This window comes from Streptococcus sp. FSL R7-0248, from assembly GCF_037967965.1.
Lineage (GTDB): Bacteria > Bacillota > Bacilli > Lactobacillales > Streptococcaceae > Streptococcus.
In genome coordinates, this window is sequence record NZ_CP150201.1 from 812528 (window position 1) to 832210 (window position 19683).

Genomic DNA, 19683 nt, shown 5'->3' on the forward strand with positions numbered 1-19683 from the left:
TTCTATGAAATTTCTCAAAAGGCATGCCTATGCCTTACTCTTTACCCTTTTTCTGATGGGGGCAAATGTCTACTCTCTCCTAAAGGTCTTTGTCATTCCCTCAGCAGTCTCAACGGTTTCAGCCAATACGACTAGCTCAAGCACATCTTCGTCGACAGCATCTACCAGCACTGGTAAGGTGACTAAGACGGATACAACTTACAAAGATGACAATATAGATATCAAAATCACGACGGGTAAAACCAGTGATACCACATACTATGTGGCAGATATCCAACTTTCGAGTGCAGATTACCTTAAAACGGCTTTGGCACAAAACACCTATGGGACCAACATTACTGATACCACTTCAAGTATTGCTCAGCAAAACAATGCTATCTTTGCCATCAATGGTGACTACTATGGGGCAAACCAGTCAGGCTATGTGATTAAAAATGGTCAGGTCTATCGTGATACTGATCGAAACAGTGATTACGAGGACCTTGCCGTTTACTCAGATGGTAGCTTCAAGACCTTTAAGGAGAGCGATACAACGGCTCAAAAATTGGTTGATTCAGGTGTGGTGAATACCTTTGCCTTTGGTCCAACCTTGGTTGAAAATGGCAAGGTAGCTGTATCAGAAAATGAAGAGGTTGGTCAAGCCATGGCTGACAATCCACGTACAGCCATCGGAGTTATCGAAGAAAGTGACGGCAGTGTGCACTATATTGTCATTGTCTCTGATGGTCGTACCAGTGAGTCGTCAGGATTGACTCTTTATGAAATGGCAGAGTTGATGAAATCCTATGGTGTGACGACAGCCTATAACCTTGATGGTGGTGGCTCATCAACCATGTACTTCAATGGTCAAGTCATTAACAAGCCAACCACAAACGGAAATAAAATCTCAGAAAGGGCGGTGAGCGATATTGTTTACATCGGTTACTAAGAAATCAGCTAGCAAACACTTTTTCACCTACATCGGTCTAACCATTTTTAGTCTAGTCTTTACCTTTGTTTATGAACGCTTTTCTTATGGGGAATCATCTATGTTTATGCGCATGATGTTCTTCGCACCATTGGCTGGAGCTTTGATTTATCTGCTAACAGGGATGGGAATGTCTTGGGTGAGAAATCGTGCCTCAAAACTACTCTTTAATTCAGCCATCGCTGTTGTCGCTAGTGCCTGTCTGGTAAAGGGAATTGTCGAGGTTTCAGGACGTACAACTAGTGTAGATATGCCCTATTGGTATGTGGCAGCTGGACTACTTTGTTTGAGTATTATGACAGGATTTATCAGACCTAGAAAATTAGCTTAACCATGAGAGCTTGGAGCTGTGCTTCAGGCTTTTTGTCTTGCTTTGAAAAATTATTTAGGATAAATATACAAATTATAATATGAAGAAATGATTTCAATTTGGGAAAAGTACAAAGAAATTGTCATAAAAAATAACTGAGCAAGATTTTTTGTGATAGGAATTTAGATAGATCGAGATCTTCTGTAGTGATGAAAGTACTTGAAAAAAGTGATGGTTTCCAGTTAAGCTATCACAGTCAGAGGTCTCTTTAGGTATCCACTTGGTTTGTGAAAAGATACCTCATCAACTTTTTATTTATTTGAACTCAATTTCACAGCAGTTTGTTTTGGTTATTAAATATACAAGGAATTCAAGTTTTTATAAAAATATACAAAAAAGACTTGCTTTGTTCTGAATTTTTAGGTAAAATGAACTAAAATCTAAATCGTTGATAGAAAAAGTCAGATCGTTTCACAGAGAATGCGGGAAGCTGAGAACGCATGAGATCAAAGACGACACATTCTTGAGAGCGTATGCGAACTCTGGATGACAGTAGTGTACGACGGGTGGTTCCGTTAGAGACTAGGAGTTACAAGAGAGATTTTGTGACTTCATGAGGAAGAGGGGGCGACCCCTGTTCGAATTAAGGTGGAACCACGTGCCAACGTCCTTGCAAAAGTTATTTTTGCGAGGACGTTTTTTGTTACACTTTTTTTAGAGTGTGTAGCGAGAAGTACACTTGGTCGGAGTTGAACAGAAAGGATAAACTATGGAAATCAAGGGATTACGAAAGATTGAACCCTATGTAGCGGGTAGTCAGCCTGCTGAGAAAAATATCATTAAGTTGAATACTAATGAAAATGCTTATGGACCAAGTCCAGCAGTCCATCAAGCTTTAGCATCCTTTGATGCCCATCAGTTACGCAAGTATTCGACTTTGGATCAAGCGGCTTTACGTCAGGCCTTATCTGAACAGTTAGGTGTTCCTGCCGATCAAGTGATTATTGGAAATGGGTCAGACGATATCTTGTCAATGGCTTTTCTAGCTTTCTTTAATAGTGAGGAAGAAGTCTTGTTTCCAGATTTGACCTATGGTTTTTACAAGGTATGGGCAGATTTGTATCGCATCCCATTTAGAGAAGTGACTTTGAACTCTTCATTTGGGATTGATACTCAAGATTATCTGGTTGAAAATGGTGGGATTGTCCTCACTAACCCAAATGCGCCAACAGGTATTTATAAACCTCTCGATCAAATTGAAGAAATCGTAAAGGCCAACCAGTCGGTAGTTGTGATTATTGACGAAGCCTATATTAACTTTGGTGGGGAGACTGCCTTACCTCTTCTAGAAAAGTATGACAATGTGTTTATCACAAGGACCTTTTCTAAGGACGCCTCACTTGCAGGCTTGCGTGTCGGTTATGGCATCGGAAGTCCAAAGCTAATGGCTGTGATCAATGCCGTCAAGAATTCGGTCAACCCCTATAATGTGGATAGCATTGCGGAAGTCTTGGCGACTGCAGCGGTTAAGTCATGGGACTACTATGAGGACACTTGCGCAAAGATTATGGCAACACGTGACTGGTTTAGCCAAGAATTGCAGGCGATTGGTTTTGATATCCTACCTTCAAAAACTAATTTTGTTTTGGTCAAACCTCACGGAGTGACTGCAGGTCAATTGTTTGACTACCTCCAAAGTAAGAAAATTTATGTCCGTTATTTTCCAAAAGTGGAGCGTATTTCAGACAGACTACGCATTTCTATTGGGACGCAGGATGAGATGGAGCGCGTATTAATGACAATACAGGAGTTACAAGCATGAAAAAAACGACATTATCCTTAGGAATGCACGATAAACTTTTTAAACGTGCCCGTACCATGTATCAGATTGAGCATCGTATCTGTGACTTGTTGATGACAAAGGGTTTCCTTCGAATTGAGACACCAACCCTAGAACATTTCGAAGTCTTTAGTGATGTCGTGGACAATGGAAACTATAATTTCTTTGACAAAAATGGAGATCTTGTTAGTTTACGTCCTGATATTACTAGCCAAATTGGGCGTGTGATTGCTTCGACTCAGGTTCATACACCGATTAAATTTTCTTACTCTGGAAAAGTCTTTAACTACAATGAGGAGATGCGTGGCTTGTCCAATGAGCATACGCAGGCTGGTGTGGAAATCATTGGTTTTCCAGTTCATCAGGCATTGGAAGAAGCAATAGCTTCTGCTAAAGAGGCTCTAGATGCTGCAGGGGTCAAGAATTACAAGTTTGAATTTTCACACGCCCGCCTCTTACAACTCATTTTTGAAGAATTAAACCTTCCAGCTGTAAAAGAAGCAGAGTTGGCGGCCTATATCCGTGATAAATCGATTACCGGTCTTAAGGAGTTCACCAAAGAAAATCCAAGTCAATATGACAAGGTCTTGGAGCAGTTACCCTTCTTGTTTGGTGAGACAAATGCTGTCCTGACCAAGGCTAGACAGTTAACGGATAGTGAAGCCTTTTTGACGGCCTTGGATAGTTTGGAAGTTTTAACTAATTGTTTATCAGATAGTCTTCCAGAGACGACGCTTGATTTGGCTCAATTGCCAGCAGTGCCATACTACACGGGCATGATGTTTAAGGTCTTCGGTGACAAGGTACCAGATGCCTTTGTATCAGGTGGCCGTTACGATAAACTATTTGAACGCTTTGGAGCTACCGAGTTAACAGCGGTTGGCTGGGCCATTGATATCGACTCAGTTTATCAAGCAGTACATGACGATGTAGAATTTGGAGGTGACTTGGATGACTAGCAATCAAATCACAATTGCCTTGACCAAGGGACGTATTGAGAAAGATACGGTTAAATTACTGGAAAAAGCTGGCTTTGATATGTCTTTCATGGCCGATAAGGGACGTAATTTGATTTTCGAGAGTCCTGACAACCGGTTCCGTTTTCTCTTGGTCAAAGCTCCAGATGTGACTACCTATGTCCGACATGGTGTCGCAGATATTGGGATTGTCGGTAAGGATGTTTTGGTCGAACATCCGACAGGCTATTTAGAAATGTTAGACCTTAATTTTGGTCTTTGTAAATTCTCCGTAGCATCAACAGAAGACTATAATCCTGATGACCATAAGCGTAAACGTATTGCGACCAAGTATCCAACCATTGCGACGGATTATTTTAATCAAAAGGGTGAGGATGTCGAGATCATTTCGATTCAAGGGAGCGTTGAGATTGCTCCTGTTATTGGTCTAGCGGATGCCATTGTTGATATTGTAGAAACAGGGAATACCCTTGTTGCAAATGGCCTAAAAGTTTATGAAGATATTTGCCGTATTTCAGCACGAATGATTGTGAACAAGGCTTCTTTGAAAAATAACAAGGAAGTTCTACCATTCATTTGTAAGATTGAATCACTTGTAGGGAACGAGGAGGTACCGTTCGAATGAAACGATTAACTGGAACAAATAAAGAAATTGCAGAGCTTCTTTATCAGGAGCAATTGGAACTGTCAAAAGAAAATAGAGACGTTGAAAGCACGGTTCAAGCCATTATTGAAGACGTTAAAAAACGTGGAGACGAGGCCCTTCGTGACTATTCAGCTAAATTTGATAAGGTTGACTTGACTGATTTTGAAGTTGGACAGGACTTGATTGATCAAGCATTTAAGGAGATTGATCCAGAGGTTTACCAAGCCCTAGTTAATGCTAAAGAAAACATTGAATCCTATCACAAACATCAGTTGGAGACTGGTTTTGAGGACCAACCAAGTGAGGGTGTTATTCGTGGTCAATTGATTCGTCCCATCAATCGTGTGGGTGTTTATGTGCCTGGAGGAACTGCGGCTTATCCATCGTCAGTTCTTATGAATGTTATTCCTGCTAAAATTGCAGGGGTTAAAGAGATTATTATGATTACGCCGCCTCAAGAGCATTTTGTTCCTGCGATTCTGGTAGCCGCCAAATTGGCCGGTGTGGATAGCATTTACCAAGTTGGCGGGGCTCAAGGGGTTGCGGCCTTAGCCTTTGGTACAGAAACGATTCCAAAGGTGGACAAGATTACAGGTCCTGGTAATATTTTCGTGGCGACTGCCAAGAAACAAGTTTACGGTATTGTCGGTATTGATATGATTGCAGGGCCATCAGAAATTGGTGTTATCGCTGATAGTAGTGCCAATCCAACCTATGTGGCAGCTGACCTCTTGTCTCAAGCAGAGCACGATACACGCGCACGCGCCATTTTGGTCACAGATTCTGAAGCCTTGGCTGATGCGGTTGAAAGTGAGATTGAACGTCAACTCAAGCTTTTGCCACGTGAGGCGATTGCTCGTCCATCTGTCGAAAATAACGGCCGTATTATTATTGCCAATGATACAGATGACATGTTCGAGCTCATGAACTTGGTTGCGCCAGAACATTTGGAAATTGCTATGGACAATGCCTATGATTACTTGGAAAAAGTGGAAAATGCTGGTTCCGTCTTTCTTGGTCACTTTACCAGCGAACCAATTGGCGACTACTATGCAGGTGCCAACCATGTTCTTCCAACGACAGCAACCAGCCGCTTTTCATCAGCTTTAGGCGTGCACGATTTTGTCAAACGTATCCAATATACGCAATACGATAAGGCCGCAGTCAATAAGGCTCAGCACGATATCACAACCTTGGCTTACGCAGAAGGTTTGCAGGCCCACGCCAAGGCAATTGAAGTCAGAAACGACAATAACTGAGAGAGTAGAGGAAGAAGTTATGAGACAAGCAGAAATTGAACGTAATACCTTTGAAACCAAAATTAAGTTAAGTCTTAACTTGGATGCTCAAGAACCAGTAGATATTCAAACAGGTGTCGGATTTTTTGACCACATGTTGACCTTGTTTGCCCGTCACGGTCGTATGTCTTTGGTGGTTAAGGCTGATGGTGACCTTTGGGTTGATAGTCACCACACTGTTGAAGATGTCGGTATTGTCCTTGGTCAAGCTCTTAAAGAGGCCTTGGGCGATAAAGCAGGAATCAACCGTTATGGAACGGCTTTTGTACCTATGGATGAAACCCTTGGCATGGCAAGTTTAGACTTGTCTGGACGTAGCTTCTTGGTCTTTGATGCTAGTTTCGATAATCCAAAATTAGGTAATTTTGACACAGAACTGGTAGAAGAATTTTTCCAAGCCTTGGCTTTCAATGTTCAGATGAATCTCCACCTCAAGATTCTCCACGGAAAAAACAATCACCACAAGTCAGAAAGTCTTTTCAAGGCTACAGGACGTGCCTTGCGTGAAGCCATCACAATCAATCCTGACATTCACGGCGTAAACTCGACAAAGGGGATGCTATGATTATCGTCATTGATTACGATGCGGGGAATACCGCAAATGTTCTGCGTGCCCTTGAAAAGATTGGTGTGACTGCAGAATTGTCTGCCGATAAAGAAAAAATCCTAGCTGCAGATGGGTTGATTTTACCTGGTGTAGGTGCCTATCCAACGGCTATGGCAGAGTTGGAGCGAAGAGGCTTGGTAGCTGTTATCAAAGAGGCAGTCGCACAGGGAGTTCCCCTTTTGGGAATTTGCCTAGGCATGCAGATTTTAACAGAAAAAGGACTGGAACATGAAGAAACAGATGGTCTTGGCTTTATTCCAGGTGTCTGCCGTCCTATTCCAGCCTGCAAGGAGCAACCTGTCCCACATATGGGGTGGAATAATTTGGCTGTTAAGCAAGCCAGCCCTTTGACAGATGGTTTAGATGGCCAAGCTGTCTACTTCGTTCACAGTTATTTCACGGATGTCCCTAGCCAATACATTGATGTTACCGCAGATTATAGTATCGAGGTGCCAGCCATGATTCATAAAGACAATGTTTATGGAGCTCAATTTCATCCTGAAAAATCAGGTGATATTGGTTTAGGTATTATTGAACAATTTGTAGGTTTATGCAAAGCCTAAAAGCTCTTGAGAGCAAAGTTTTTTCACTTAGAAAGGATGGTAGGGGAGATGCAAATTCTACCAGCAATTGATATAAAGGATGGACAGGCTGTTCGTCTCTTCAAAGGAGATTTCACCCAACAAACCGTTGTTAATCCTGATGTTATTGAGCAGGCAAAGACCTTTAAGGATGCGGGCATTCAATTTATTCACGTCGTGGACTTGGACGGTGCCCTTGATGGTCGTGCCACTAACCGTGACTTGATTGCAGAGGTCAAGAAGGTTTCTGGACTTGGCATCGAAGTTGGTGGCGGTATCCGTACCTTGGAGCAGATTCGTGATTATTTGGCAGTTGGCATCGACCGTATCATTATCGGTTCAATGGCCGTTAAGAATCCTGATTTCGTTCGAGCAGCTTTAGAGGAATTTGGTGCTGATAAAATTGTCGTAGGTATTGATGCCAAGGCAGGATTTGTCGCTACTGAAGGCTGGTTGGAAACCAGCAATGTGGACTATATTACCTTGGCCAAGGAAATGGAAAAGATGGGCGTAACCCTCTTTGTCTATACTGATGTTGATCGAGATGGCACACTGACAGGACCCAATCTTGATCACTACAAACGTTTGGTATCTGAACTCACAACCGCCAAAATCATCGCTTCCGGTGGGATTGCAGAAGTAGCCGACTTAGATCACCTACAAGAGATTGGTGTGGCAGGAACCATTGTCGGCAAAGCCTACTATAACGGCAATATCACATTAGACCAACTCAAGTCTTTCGGAGGTTAATATGCTTAAGAAACGTATTATTCCCTGTTTGGATGTCAAGGATGGCCGTGTCGTAAAGGGGGTTAATTTTGTGAATCTGACAGATGTTGGAGACCCTGTTGATTCTGCGCGTGCTTACTATGAGGCTGGTTGTGACGAACTTGTTTTCTTGGACATCACAGCTACTTCAGATAATCGTGAAACAACGGTTGACATGGTGCGTCGTGTTGCCGATCAGGTCTTTATTCCTTTCACGGTAGGTGGTGGTATCCGTTCAGTCGAAGACATGAACAAGATGCTCAAAGCCGGTGCTGACAAGGTTGCCGTCAATTCCTCAGCCCTTGCCAATCCACAACTAATCGCTGATTGTGCTCAAAAATTTGGAAATCAGTGTGTAGTGGCTGCGATTGATGCGAAAAAGATGGCTGATGGGAGCTGGCATGTCTTTGTGGCAGGTGGCCGTAAGGATACAGGTAGAGACCTCATCCAATGGGCTCAAGAAGTCGTCGCCTTGGGGGCTGGAGAGATTCTCTTAACTAGCATGGACAAGGATGGCACTAAGTCTGGTTTTGACTTGGAAATGCTAAATCGTGTGGCGGAGGTCGTTGATGTTCCGATTATTGCCTCTGGTGGCGCGGGAAATATCGAGGATATTGTAGAAGTCTTTGAAAAGACAACAGCGACGGGTGCTCTGGCAGCCTCTATCTTCCACTTTGGTGAGGTGAATATAGGCGAAACAAAACAAGTCTTGACAAATACAGGAATTGAGGTGAGACAATGACAGAGATTAAACTTGATTTTGACAAACAAGGCGGACTGGTACCAGTCATTGTGACAGATTACAAGACGGGGCAGGTGCTCATGTTGGCCTATATGAATGAGCTGTCCTATCAGTTGACCCTTGAGACCAAACAAATGCATTACTGGAGCCGTTCTAGGAATGAGCTTTGGCATAAGGGAGCCACATCTGGTCATTTCCAACATGTCAAAAGCATCAAGACAGATTGCGATCAGGACACCCTGCTTATCGCTGTGGAACAAGAAGGAGCAGCCTGTCATACAGGAGCCTACAGCTGTTTCTTTACAGATATATATGATGACAATCAAGATAGATAGGAGTAGCTATGTTAGAAACACTTTATAAGGAAGCCTTAGATCGTAAAAAAAATCCCAAAGAAGGATCTTATACCAATTACCTTTTTGACAAGGGGTTAGACAAGATTCTTAAAAAGGTTGGCGAAGAAGCAACAGAAGTTGTGATCGGAGCCAAAAATGCTGATAAAGAAGAAATTGCCAACGAGACAGCAGACGTCCTCTATCACCTAGCAGTCATGCTCGTTGAAACAGGGGTCAGCCCTGAAGACGTAGAAGACGTACTTAAAGCACGTCAAGGCAAACAAAGCAATGTCCATGACCGAAAAGAAGTAACAGATTATTAAGGATTATCTCAACCGATTTGAACTAAGATGAAAAGCCTGAAGTGATGATTAATTTCAGGCTTTTTTGCTAGAGGAATTCTAATGATTTTGTCCCTCTAACTACCATGAGAAAGCGCTTTAAAATGCTATAATAGGAGTGAAGAAAGCTCGTTTTATTTGAAGGATTTGGTGTGCTTATTTATACAAATCATTGAGGAAAGGAAAGATGTCCTATGAAGAAAAATACTCCTAATATTTTAAAGCTTTCTCGCTTAGCTATTCTTCTCCTTTGTTCTATTCTTTTAGTTCGTTGCACAGTGCTACTTCCAAATGCTTACTCAAAAGCCAGGGAAAAAACGCAAAAAATCTTGGCTCATAATGGTTTTAAGGGAAAGGTCCAAGTTAAGAATATCAAAAAGGTGATTCTAGATAGTGCAGGCATTTATGTCGATTATACCTATTCAGAGGAAACCTACGACAATCAAACTATATCATTAGATTCAAAAATTACTTTTAATCTTGACTGGACAGTTAATGGTGAAGAATATGTGACCCCAAGTCATTATTGGGAAAGCTACTTACAACAAAAATCTGTAAAAAAAGAAGAGCAGAAACTCTTTAAGGAGCTTAAGAAGCAATCTTTAGGCCTTGATATCGAAGATTTCTCCTTCAGAGATCATACTACGATAGATCAAGAGGCTGGTAATCGTAAAAAGCATCTAGCTGAGGAAAACCGTAAAAATGGCAAGCATGATTTTTATGGATATTATCAAATTCCATACCAAACAATGATTGAAGAACACCTTGTCACTATGGAAATAAAAGTACATGACTCAAAAAATATTAGCAAGAAAGATTTAAAAGAGGCAGCAACTAAATTGGATGCTAGCAAGCTGCCAGACGGAGAGTACGAATTTTATTTTTTCACAACTGATGAAGATAATTACAATCACATTAGCTATACCTTTAATATACAAGATGGTAAGGTTGTCCAAGATGAAGATGATTAGCAGATATTTTACTTTCTGCCGATAATCTCGCACTCCATACTGGCGGCATAGAAGTATAGGTAATAGCTAAGTGAAAACACTAACCTCAAAACATGCAAAAACATCTCCAAAAACTAGTTGGAGATGTTTTTTATCTTACAAATTCTTTTTCTTTTTAGCTTTTTTGGTTAGGGCAAGGTCACAATTTTCAATACTTGAGATAAGGTGATTCGTCAATTGGAAGTCATCCACTTGGGGATTCAAGTCCACTTCGTAGACCAGTTGCATGCTCTCGCCCCCACCAGTGGTGTTAAGAGAAATCAAGTCACATTCGCTGGTGAAATTGAGCAATGTTTTAGTGATTTTTTGATCAATCAAGTCTTGGTAGGAGACGTTAATGGTCAGGAGCCTACGACGTTGGTTGTCGGTACGACTTTGACGATTTTCCAAAAGAAGCCAAACAGCCAAAAGGAAGATGGTAAAGAGGACAGCCAGTAAGAGATAGCCTGTCCCAGATGCCAGACCAATAATCATGGCCATAAAGACAGCAATCAGCTCTCTGGAACCACTGGTAGCTGAACGAAAACGAATGAGACTAAAGGTCCCAGCCACGGCAATAGAGGTTCCCAAACTGCCATTAACAAGGAAGATAACTAGGGTCATCAAACATGGAAGTAGGGTCAAACTAATGACAAATTCTCTGGTGTAGAGGGTTCGGTATTTATAAGTCCAGGTCAGGGCCAATCCTAAAACAAGGCTGACCAGTAAGGCCAGCATGAGTTGAAGGGGACTAGCGGTTGCGGTCGCATCATTAAAGATAGAATTGAAGAGATTAGACATAGGCAGCAGCTCCTTTTTCTTGTGCTGGACGTGGTCCATAGTCTAGACCTTGAGACTTATGATAGGCACAGCTGTATTTTGAGAATTTCTGCTCTTCCAAACCATGTTTGTCTAAGATAGCTTGAAGCCAGTCAGGCTTTTTGCCAGGTGCCTTGATTTCCATGATAATCGTATCTTCATCAAGAAGGGGAAAACCATGATTTCCCTTAAAGAGACTGACGTCTTCATCACGGTAAGTCAAATTTTGGTCAAGGGTAACACGAACTTTATTGTAGGCATAGCCTTCGATAGTCTCTTTTTCTTTCATCGAAAAACGGTCGTAGTAGATATACATACGAGGTTTAAGCCCCTCATCATATCGTTGACGTAAGTGGTGGATATCCTGTAATAGCTGGCGGTCAGTGATTTGACCATGATTCTTACCGTCTGTCAGCAAGTTAGTGATGGCAAGCGGTGTTGAAACGAGACGAAACTTATGACCGATTCCTTCATCATCTTTGGCTTTAACCTCTAAAAATACCTTACTATCAATTTTAGGATTGGCTAGGTAGGTACGCATGCGGATTTTCTCTTGACGGTGATTACCATCTAAGGCATCTTGGATGACGTCAAAATTATCCGTATCAAAGTAAATATTTGAAATGGTAGAAGTCGGATAATCGTCCTCCACTAAATACTCCTTAAGATCAGTAAGCAGGTCCTCAAGATTTTCCTTTGAGACCACATATTTTGTTTCAATACGTTTAAAACGTGTTTCCAATTGTTTAACCATGAAAAAACTCCTTTTATAGATAAGATACAAAGCCGTGAAGCAACTCTCAGGATAATAGGGGGACCAGTCGAAGGAGTTTAACTCCAAGCAGGTCCCATCTTTTCCCACGAGTTGTAGGCGAGTTCACTTAGATGAGATACAAAGCCGTCACTTCAAGATTTGGCTTTTATTTTTTAGTAGAAAATTAAATTGAGAGCAAAAGTACTACTATATAAAGTATTCATTTGCTTGCCTACTAGTCTATGGGACTTTTCTGAAAGTTTTCCTAAGTCAAACTTTCACCAAACTTAACTTAAGATAAGTTTCAGTTATCCTTTAGAAATGTTTTAGGTAAGTCCCGTAAACTGTAATCATCCAAACGAACCCGAGAGGAAAAATATATGAAATCAAAAAAACTAAAAAAATGGACGACTTTATTAACCTGTGCGACAGCCCTAACAGTCATGACGGCTTGTAGCCAATCAAGCAGTCAGTCAACTGGGACGACGTCAAGCACGACTTCAAAAACAAGTGCTGTAACAGCAACGACCAGTAAGAAAACAAATAAGAACAACAGCAACTACTTTACTTCTAAAGATTCTGATACCTCTTATAATGAAAGTTCAGCTACTAAGATTAAGTTATCAGGCTCATCTGCGGATGTTTCAGGTGATGGTGCAGCCCTATCAGGTTCAACTGTAACCATCTCCAAAGCTGGTACCTACGTCATTTCAGGAAAATCCGACGGTTTGAAAATCAAGGTAGACGCTGGGGATTCAGATGATGTCCATATTGTTCTAGATGGTGTTACCATGACTAATACAAATGCAGCAATCAACGCCACAAAAGCTGGTCATGTCTATCTGACACTTAAAGATGGCACTGCAAACACACTTTCTGATTCAAGTTCTAATAGTGATGAAGATGCGGATGCTGTGATTTTTTCTAAAGGAGATTTGACCATTAACGGTTCAGGTACCCTAAATATTGATGCCAAGAAAAACAACGGTATTAAAGCCAATGACAGCCTTCATATGACTGGCGGTACCTATAAGATTTCCTCAGTTGGTGATGCCTTCAATGTCAACGATGAACTCAACATCACAGGAACAACTATGACCATTGAAGCGGAAGAAGATGGTGTTAAGGTTGACAATGATGACGACACCTCAGTAGGTACCATCTATCTGTCTGACAATACCATGACCATTAAGGCTGGTGACGACGGTATTCATGCGTCTGGGGACCTGATTATTGATAGTGGTACTTACAAGGTTGAAAAATCAACTGAAGGTATCGAAGGTAAATCTGTGACCATCAATGACGGAGACATCGATGTCTATGCGACGGATGATGGTGTTAATGCGGCCAATGCTAATGCCAGTCAAAGTGAGATTTTCTTCAAGATGACCGGTGGAACCCTAAATGTTGAGGTTGGCGAGGGCGATACAGACCCAATCGATTCTAACGGCGATATTATTGTATCGGGTGGAACGATCAATCTGACTGGTCAGTCTGGCTTTGACTTCGATGGTTCAGCGACCTATACCGGTGGTGACATTACTATCAATGGTGAAAAACAAACTAAGATTGAAAACTCAATGCCTGGTGGCGGTGGCCCTCAAGGTGGCGGTGGTCCCCAAGGTGGTGGACAACCAGGTGGCTTTGGAGGAGGTCACTAAAGAGTCATAGGATGAAACAGAAAGGAAGTGCCTATGTATATTATTATTCCAGCTTATGAACCAGACAAACGCCTGATTCAGGTGGTTCAAGATATTACCATAAAACTCCCTAAATCACGCATTATTGTTGTCAATGATGGGAGTGGACCACGCTATAACGACTATTACGATGAAACAGCCCTTTTTGGAGCTACGGTCCTTAAACACCCGATTAATAAAGGAAAAGGAGCTGCTCTAAAGACTGCTTTCGCTTATATCCAAGAAGAAGTGGTCAGCCAACATCTGTCTGCTCAACCTATAGTAACAGTTGACAGCGATGGTCAGCATCTGATTAAGGATATTGTCCGTGTAGCCAAAGCGACTGAGGAAAATCCAAGCCATCTTATCTTGGGTGCGCGTGCCTTTGTTGGTAAGGTACCAGCACGTAGCCGCTTTGGAAATAAGGTGACTGCTGGACTTTTCCGTCTAGTAACTGGCCAGAAAGTCACAGATACTCAGACAGGGCTTCGAGGCATGTCAACTGACCTGATTCCATGGCTTCTTAATCTGGATGGCAATCGTTTTGAGTACGAGTTTAATATGTTGCTTGAAGGCAAAAAGTCAGGCCACCAAATCTCTGAAGTCCCTATCGAGACCGTTTATCTGGAGGAAAATAAAAGTTCGCACTTTCGCCCCATTCGTGATTCCATCCGTATCTACAGCCCTTTTTTAAAGTTCTCTGGCACGGCCGTCTTGGCCTCAGTCATTGATGCAACAGCCTTATTTGTGCTATTTGCCTTGACTAAAAATCTTCTCCTTTCGGTCGTGCTAGCTCGTGTGATTTCGGCTTCTAGCCAGTGTTTGCTGAACGCTAATGTGGTCTTTAATCCGACAAGCTCTCTCTTTAGATCGAGTGTTCGCTACTTTATGTTGGTCCTGGTCCTCCTGGCCTGTAACTATTTCTTGCTGAGTAGCTTAGTGGCTCTAGGTCTTGGCTTGGTTCTGGCAAAATTAGTCACAGAAACCTTGCTCTTTTTAGTTAGCTACAGGGTCCAACATACTGTGGTTTTTGCTTAATAGCTGATTTGAAAATCGCTAACTGATTGAATAGAGATAGTTTATTTACCTCTCAATTACCTCTAAAAATTTTCCTAAAAATATAGAAAAAACTACCGTTTTCGACATTCGGTAGTTTTTAATGATTGTCAAAATGTTTTTCAATTTACATTATGATTAAAAATTGAAATGACTTGATAAAGACTCGAAAAGGCTGAAAAAAATATGCTATAATGAAATTGTTTGAATTATGTAGATTTCATTCAAACTAGGAAAATGAAAAGAGGACCTAAAATGGGAAAAAAGGTACATTATAAGCTTCACAAAGTTAAGAAGCAGTGGGTGACGATTGCCGTCACTTCGGCAGCACTTGCCTCTATCGTAGGTGGTGCTACAGTAGCTAATCAAAAGGTTTCAGCCGATGAAACAACGAAACCAGTTGCCTCTACGACAGCTGAAAGCGATGTTGTCGTTGAAACGCATGAAGTAGCCGCTCCAGCAGCAACTGCTACGACAGATGCGACAGCAGTAACAACTGACAAGGCTGCTGATACTACAACAGTCGAAACTCCTGCGGCAGCAACCACTGCAGCAGATACAAGTGCTAATACGGTGGCACCAGCAACAACTGATCGTGCAGCAGTAGTAAATGATGCAACAACAGAAGCACCAGCTACAACTGCGACTGCGACAGATACAACGCTTACAGTAGCTGAAAAACCAAAATCTGGCGTTACTGAAAAAGAAGAAACAGCAGCACTCTCTTTGGACAACATCAAACAAGTTGATGGTAAATACTATTATGTCAAAGAAGATGGTTCATACAAAACAAACTTTGCTGTTTCAGTTAATGGCCAGTTGCTTTACTTTGGTAAAGATGGTGCTTTGACAAGCACATCAACACACTCGTTCACACCAGGTACAACTAATCTAGTTGATGCTTTCTCTTCACATAATCGTGCTTACGATTCTAAGAAAGAAAGCTTCGAGTTGGTAGATGGATACTTGACACCAAACAGCTGGTATCGTCCAGTCACTATTTTGGAAAATGGTGAAAAATGGCGTGTATCAACTGAGAAAGACTTTCGTCCACTTTTGATGGCATGGTGGCCTGATGTAGATACACAAGTTGCCTACCTCAATACTTTCTCTAAACACTTTAACCTTAACGCAACTTATTCAACCACCCAAAGTCAATCTGAATTGAATGCAGCTGCTAAGACAATTCAAATTAAGATTGAACAAGAAATTTCAGCTAAAAAATCAACTGAATGGCTTCGTCAAGCAATTGAGTCTTTTGTAAAAGAACAAGACCAGTGGAATACTACAACTGAAAACTATACCCTTGCTGACCACCTTCAAGGGGGAGCTCTTCTTTATGTCAATAATGACAAGACCCCTTGGGCAAATTCTGATTACCGTTTGCTTAACCGTACACCAAGTAACCAAGATGGTTCTCTAAATGGTACAGGAAGATACTTGGGTGGTTATGAATTCCTACTTGCCAATGACGTTGATAACTCAAATCCAGTTGTGCAAGCTGAGCAGTTGAACCAAATTCACTATCTTGTGAACTGGGGATCAATTGTTATGGGTGATAAGGATGCTAACTTTGATGGTATCCGTGTTGATGCAGTTGATAATGTTGATGCAGACCTTCTCCAAGTTTATACAAACTACTTCCGAGCAGCCTTTGGTGTGGATAAATCTGAAGCTAATGCACTCGCTCACATTTCTATCCTTGAAGCTTGGGATTTAAATGATAATGCTTATAATCAAAAACATGATGGTGCAGCCCTTGCCATGGATAATAACCTTCGTTATGCAATTATGGGTGCACTTTATGGATCAGGCTCTTCATTGAAAGATTTGATTACTAGCAGTTTGACAGACCGTACAAATAATAGTAAGTATGGGGATACACAAGCTAACTATATCTTTGCGCGTGCTCATGATAACCTTGTTCAAGATATCATTCGTGATATTGTTCAAAAAGAAATCAATCCAAAATCAGATGGTTATACCATGACTGATGCTGAATTGAAACGTGCCTTTGAAATCTATAATGAAGATATTAAGAAGGCAGAAAAACGTTATACGATTAACAATATCCCGGCTGCCTATGCTTTGATTCTTCAAAATATGGAGCAGGTAACTCGTGTTTATTATGGAGATCTTTATACAGATAATGGCCAATATATGGCTACTAAGTCTCCTTACTATGATACTATCACAACACTCTTGAAGAACCGTATGAAATACGTTTCAGGTGGACAATCGATGAAAGTCGACACGTTCAATGGAAAAGAAATCTTGTCATCTGTTCGTTACGGTAAAGATATTATGACTGCTGACCAAACTACGGGTGTAGCAGAAACAAGTAAACATTCTGGTATGTTGACCCTTATTGCCAATAATCAGGATTTCTCACTGGGTGATGGTACTTTGAAAGTTAACATGGGTAAACTTCATGCTAACCAAGCCTACCGTCCATTACTTCTTGGTACTGATAAGGGAATTGTCACTTACGAAAATGATGCAGCAGCAGCTGGAAAAATTAAATACACTGATGCTGAAGGGAACTTGACTTTCAGTGGAGATGAAATCAAGGGGTATCGAACTGTTGATATGAGAGGTTATCTTGGTGTATGGGTACCAGTAGGCGCACCTGATAACCAAGATATTCGTGTTAAAGGTTCAGATAAGAAACTTGATAAGACATTCTCTGCTACTGAAGCATTAGATTCACAAGTTATCTATGAAGGCTTCTCAAACTTCCAAGATTTTGTTGAAAACGATAGCCAATATACTAATAAATTGATTGCAGAAAACGCAGAACTCTTCAAGTCATGGGGAATCACATCATTCGAGATGGCTCCTCAATTTGTATCGGCTGATGACCGTACCTTCCTTGATTCTGTTATCCAAAATGGCTATGCCTTTACGGACCGCTATGACCTTGCCATGAGTAAGAACAACAAATACGGTTCTAAAGAAGATCTTCGTAATGCCCTTAAAGCCCTTCACAAGCAAGGTATTCAAGCAATTGCTGACTGGGTACCAGACCAACTTTACCAATTGCCAGGACAAGAAGTTGTAACAGCAACGCGTGCTAATAGTTATGGTACTCCAAAGGCCAATGCTTACATCAATAACAGTTTGTACGTTGCAAATTCTAAATCATCAGGTAAGGACTTCCAAGCTCAATATGGAGGTGAATTCCTTGATGAGCTCCAAAAGAAATATCCACAGTTGTTTGAAGATGTGATGATTTCAACTGGTAAGAAGATTGATCCATCTGTTAAAATCAAGCAATGGTCTGCTAAGTACATGAATGGTACAAATATCCTTGGTCGTGGTAATCGTTATGTTCTCAGTAACGATGCTACTGGTCGCTATTATCAAGTTACTGATAATGGTATCTTCTTGCCAAAACCTTTGACAGACCAAGGTGGTAAGACAGGTTTCTACTATGATGGTAAGGGTATGGCCTACTTTGATAATAGTGGTTTCCAAGCTAAGAATGCCTTCATTAAATATGGTGGAAATTACTATTACTTCGACAAAGAAGGTTATATGTTGACTGGTCGTCAAGATATCGATGGTAAGACTTATTTCTTCTTACCAAATGGTATCCAGCTTCGAGATTCTATTTATCAGCAAGATGGTAAATATTATTACTTTGGTAGCTTTGGTGAGCAGTACAAAGATGGTTACTTTGTATTCGATGTACCAAAAGAAGGTACTTCAGAAACAGAAGCTAAATTCCGTTATTTCTCACCAACTGGAGAAATGGCAATTGGCTTGACTTATGCTGGTGGAGGATTGCAATACTTTGATGAAAATGGCTTCCAAGCTAAAGGCACTAAGTATGTGACTCCAGACGGAAAACTCTACTTCTTCGATAAAAATTCAGGTAATGCCTACACAAATCGTTGGGCAGAAATCGATGGTATCTGGTATGAATTCAACGATCAAGGCTATGCACAAGCTAAGAAGGGGGAATTCTACACTACAGATGGCTCAACATGGTTCTACCGTGATGCGGCTGGTAAAAATGTGACAGGTGCCCTTACTTTGGATGGTCACGAATACTACTTCCGTGCAAATGGTGCTCAAGTTAAAGGTGATTTTGTTACTGAAAACGGCAAGATTAGCTACTATACTGTAGATAATGGTTACAAGGTTAAAGATAAGTTCTTCGAAGTGAATGGTAAATGGTACCATGCTGATAAGGATGGTAACCTTGTCACAGGTCGCCAAACTATTGACCACCTTAACTATTACTTCAATGCTGATGGTAGCCAAGTTAAATCTGACTTCTTCACACTTGATGGTGGTAAGACATGGTACTACGCCAAAGATAATGGTGAAATCGTGACAGGTGCCTATAGTATCGGCGGTAAAAACTATTACTTCAAAGAAGATGGTAGCCAGGTCAAAGGTGACTTTGTTAAGAATGCGGATGGTTCGCTGTCATATTATGATAAAGATTCAGGTGAGCGTCTTAATAACCGTTTCTTGACAACTGGAAACAATGTTTGGTATTACTTCAAAGATGGTAAGGCTGTAACTGGACGTCAAAACATTGATGGCAAAGAGTATTACTTTGATAACTTGGGACGTCAGGTTAAAGGAAGCCCTATTAGCACAGCAAAAGGAGTGGAGTATTACGAATCAGTTCTTGGAGAACGTGTGACAAATACATGGATTACATTCCAAGATGGTAAGACAGTCTTCTTCGACGAAAATGGTTATGCTGATTTTGATAAATAATCACTCATTCTAATCTTAATATGAGATATTAAGTGAAAAACTATATGATTGTTTAGGTGAAATTTCTTGAAAACGGAAATCGTTTAAGGAAATTTTGCCTTTTTTTGTACCTTAAAGAAAAAATCTGACAAATATCAATTTTAAGTTAGAAACCCTGAAAAAGCTATTGTATCAATCTTTCTAGCGATCTCCTTGAAAAAAGTTTTAGCTATCAAACAATATGAAAATGAGAATTGA

The 19683-nt window shown here is 41.0% G+C and carries 18 protein-coding genes; 16 read left to right on the forward strand and 2 right to left on the reverse strand.

The window, feature by feature from the left end:
• Nucleotides 1-4 precede the first annotated feature (4 nt).
• The 13 genes from NYE32_RS04040 (at nucleotide 5) to NYE32_RS04100 (ending at nucleotide 10383) form a co-directional block, all read left to right on the forward strand.
• On the forward strand, nucleotides 5-928 hold the full coding sequence (locus tag NYE32_RS04040; RefSeq protein ID WP_156685429.1) for a phosphodiester glycosidase family protein: 924 nt from the start codon (nucleotides 5-7) through the stop codon (nucleotides 926-928).
• A complete protein-coding gene (locus tag NYE32_RS04045; protein WP_156685428.1) occupies nucleotides 909-1298 on the forward strand; it encodes a hypothetical protein in 390 nt (129 codons plus the stop codon). The genes NYE32_RS04040 and NYE32_RS04045 overlap by 20 nt, the downstream gene beginning before the upstream one ends.
• Before the next feature lie 748 nt (nucleotides 1299-2046).
• A complete protein-coding gene (gene hisC / locus NYE32_RS04050) occupies nucleotides 2047-3099 on the forward strand; it encodes a histidinol-phosphate transaminase (protein ID WP_156685427.1) in 1053 nt (350 codons plus the stop codon).
• A complete protein-coding gene (locus NYE32_RS04055; protein ID WP_156685426.1) occupies nucleotides 3096-4076 on the forward strand; it encodes an ATP phosphoribosyltransferase regulatory subunit in 981 nt (326 codons plus the stop codon). Before hisC ends, NYE32_RS04055 begins: the two co-directional genes overlap by 4 nt.
• Nucleotides 4069-4719, forward strand: coding sequence for an ATP phosphoribosyltransferase (gene hisG, locus NYE32_RS04060; protein ID WP_060972722.1), 651 nt, complete (start codon nucleotides 4069-4071; stop codon nucleotides 4717-4719). The genes NYE32_RS04055 and hisG overlap by 8 nt, the downstream gene beginning before the upstream one ends.
• Nucleotides 4716-5999, forward strand: a complete 1284-nt coding sequence (gene hisD / locus NYE32_RS04065; protein ID WP_156685425.1) for a histidinol dehydrogenase — start codon at nucleotides 4716-4718, stop codon at nucleotides 5997-5999. The genes hisG and hisD overlap by 4 nt, the downstream gene beginning before the upstream one ends.
• Nucleotides 6000-6018: 19 nt before the next feature.
• Complete coding sequence (hisB, locus tag NYE32_RS04070) at nucleotides 6019-6603, forward strand: imidazoleglycerol-phosphate dehydratase HisB (RefSeq protein WP_002888923.1); 585 nt, start codon at nucleotides 6019-6021, stop codon at nucleotides 6601-6603.
• Nucleotides 6600-7208, forward strand: coding sequence for an imidazole glycerol phosphate synthase subunit HisH (gene hisH, locus NYE32_RS04075; protein WP_156685424.1), 609 nt, complete (start codon nucleotides 6600-6602; stop codon nucleotides 7206-7208). Before hisB ends, hisH begins: the two co-directional genes overlap by 4 nt.
• 48 nt (nucleotides 7209-7256) lie before the next feature.
• Nucleotides 7257-7976, forward strand: coding sequence for a 1-(5-phosphoribosyl)-5-[(5-phosphoribosylamino)methylideneamino]imidazole-4-carboxamide isomerase (hisA, locus tag NYE32_RS04080; protein ID WP_156685423.1), 720 nt, complete (start codon nucleotides 7257-7259; stop codon nucleotides 7974-7976).
• Between the two features lies 1 nt (nucleotide 7977).
• Complete coding sequence (gene hisF, locus NYE32_RS04085) at nucleotides 7978-8736, forward strand: imidazole glycerol phosphate synthase subunit HisF (RefSeq protein ID WP_156685422.1); 759 nt, start codon at nucleotides 7978-7980, stop codon at nucleotides 8734-8736.
• On the forward strand, nucleotides 8733-9071 hold the full coding sequence (gene hisI / locus NYE32_RS04090; RefSeq protein ID WP_014634297.1) for a phosphoribosyl-AMP cyclohydrolase: 339 nt from the start codon (nucleotides 8733-8735) through the stop codon (nucleotides 9069-9071). Before hisF ends, hisI begins: the two co-directional genes overlap by 4 nt.
• A gap of 8 nt (nucleotides 9072-9079) precedes the next feature.
• Nucleotides 9080-9394, forward strand: coding sequence for a phosphoribosyl-ATP diphosphatase (gene hisE, locus NYE32_RS04095; protein WP_073687572.1), 315 nt, complete (start codon nucleotides 9080-9082; stop codon nucleotides 9392-9394).
• A gap of 212 nt (nucleotides 9395-9606) precedes the next feature.
• A complete protein-coding gene (locus NYE32_RS04100; RefSeq protein WP_156685421.1) occupies nucleotides 9607-10383 on the forward strand; it encodes a hypothetical protein in 777 nt (258 codons plus the stop codon).
• Nucleotides 10384-10518: 135 nt separating this feature from the next.
• Here the strand turns inward: NYE32_RS04100 and NYE32_RS04105 are convergent, their stop codons facing one another.
• A complete protein-coding gene (locus NYE32_RS04105; protein ID WP_156685420.1) occupies nucleotides 10519-11202 on the reverse strand; it encodes a DUF4956 domain-containing protein in 684 nt (227 codons plus the stop codon).
• The gene (locus tag NYE32_RS04110; RefSeq protein ID WP_339157099.1) at nucleotides 11195-11974 is read right to left on the reverse strand and encodes a polyphosphate polymerase domain-containing protein; all 780 of its coding nucleotides are present in this window, start codon (nucleotides 11972-11974) and stop codon (nucleotides 11195-11197) included. The genes NYE32_RS04105 and NYE32_RS04110 overlap by 8 nt, the downstream gene beginning before the upstream one ends.
• A 380-nt stretch (nucleotides 11975-12354) precedes the next feature.
• On the opposite strand from NYE32_RS04110, the gene NYE32_RS04115 reads away from it, so the two are divergent.
• The 3 genes from NYE32_RS04115 to NYE32_RS04125 all read left to right on the forward strand — a co-directional run bounded on the left by NYE32_RS04115 (nucleotide 12355) and on the right by NYE32_RS04125 (nucleotide 19446).
• Nucleotides 12355-13635 (forward strand): carbohydrate-binding domain-containing protein, encoded by a 1281-nt coding sequence (locus tag NYE32_RS04115; protein ID WP_339157100.1) that lies wholly within the window; start codon nucleotides 12355-12357, stop codon nucleotides 13633-13635.
• A 33-nt stretch (nucleotides 13636-13668) separates the two neighbouring features.
• Nucleotides 13669-14691 carry a glycosyltransferase family 2 protein gene (locus tag NYE32_RS04120; RefSeq protein ID WP_339157101.1) on the forward strand — a complete coding sequence of 341 codons (1023 nt, stop codon included), beginning with the start codon at nucleotides 13669-13671 and terminating at the stop codon, nucleotides 14689-14691.
• Between the two features lie 273 nt (nucleotides 14692-14964).
• Complete coding sequence (locus NYE32_RS04125) at nucleotides 14965-19446, forward strand: glycoside hydrolase family 70 protein (protein WP_339157102.1); 4482 nt, start codon at nucleotides 14965-14967, stop codon at nucleotides 19444-19446.
• Nucleotides 19447-19683 lie beyond the last annotated feature (237 nt).

What these genes read in the sequence shown, in the direction of transcription:
- NYE32_RS04110 (WP_339157099.1), bottom strand. Translation starts at nt 11,974, where the DNA reads ATGGTTAAACAATTGGAAACACGTTTTAAACGTATTGAAACAAAATAT.
- hisG (WP_060972722.1), top strand. Translation starts at nt 4,069, where the DNA reads ATGACTAGCAATCAAATCACAATTGCCTTGACCAAGGGACGTATTGAG.
- hisB (WP_002888923.1), top strand. Translation starts at nt 6,019, where the DNA reads ATGAGACAAGCAGAAATTGAACGTAATACCTTTGAAACCAAAATTAAG.
- hisC (WP_156685427.1), top strand. Translation starts at nt 2,047, where the DNA reads ATGGAAATCAAGGGATTACGAAAGATTGAACCCTATGTAGCGGGTAGT.
- hisD (WP_156685425.1), top strand. Translation starts at nt 4,716, where the DNA reads ATGAAACGATTAACTGGAACAAATAAAGAAATTGCAGAGCTTCTTTAT.
- hisF (WP_156685422.1), top strand. Translation starts at nt 7,978, where the DNA reads ATGCTTAAGAAACGTATTATTCCCTGTTTGGATGTCAAGGATGGCCGT.
- hisE (WP_073687572.1), top strand. Translation starts at nt 9,080, where the DNA reads ATGTTAGAAACACTTTATAAGGAAGCCTTAGATCGTAAAAAAAATCCC.
- hisA (WP_156685423.1), top strand. Translation starts at nt 7,257, where the DNA reads ATGCAAATTCTACCAGCAATTGATATAAAGGATGGACAGGCTGTTCGT.
- NYE32_RS04055 (WP_156685426.1), top strand. Translation starts at nt 3,096, where the DNA reads ATGAAAAAAACGACATTATCCTTAGGAATGCACGATAAACTTTTTAAA.
- NYE32_RS04125 (WP_339157102.1), top strand. Translation starts at nt 14,965, where the DNA reads ATGGGAAAAAAGGTACATTATAAGCTTCACAAAGTTAAGAAGCAGTGG.
- hisI (WP_014634297.1), top strand. Translation starts at nt 8,733, where the DNA reads ATGACAGAGATTAAACTTGATTTTGACAAACAAGGCGGACTGGTACCA.
- NYE32_RS04105 (WP_156685420.1), bottom strand. Translation starts at nt 11,202, where the DNA reads ATGTCTAATCTCTTCAATTCTATCTTTAATGATGCGACCGCAACCGCT.
- NYE32_RS04040 (WP_156685429.1), top strand. Translation starts at nt 5, where the DNA reads ATGAAATTTCTCAAAAGGCATGCCTATGCCTTACTCTTTACCCTTTTT.
- NYE32_RS04120 (WP_339157101.1), top strand. Translation starts at nt 13,669, where the DNA reads ATGTATATTATTATTCCAGCTTATGAACCAGACAAACGCCTGATTCAG.
- NYE32_RS04115 (WP_339157100.1), top strand. Translation starts at nt 12,355, where the DNA reads ATGAAATCAAAAAAACTAAAAAAATGGACGACTTTATTAACCTGTGCG.
- NYE32_RS04100 (WP_156685421.1), top strand. Translation starts at nt 9,607, where the DNA reads ATGAAGAAAAATACTCCTAATATTTTAAAGCTTTCTCGCTTAGCTATT.
- hisH (WP_156685424.1), top strand. Translation starts at nt 6,600, where the DNA reads ATGATTATCGTCATTGATTACGATGCGGGGAATACCGCAAATGTTCTG.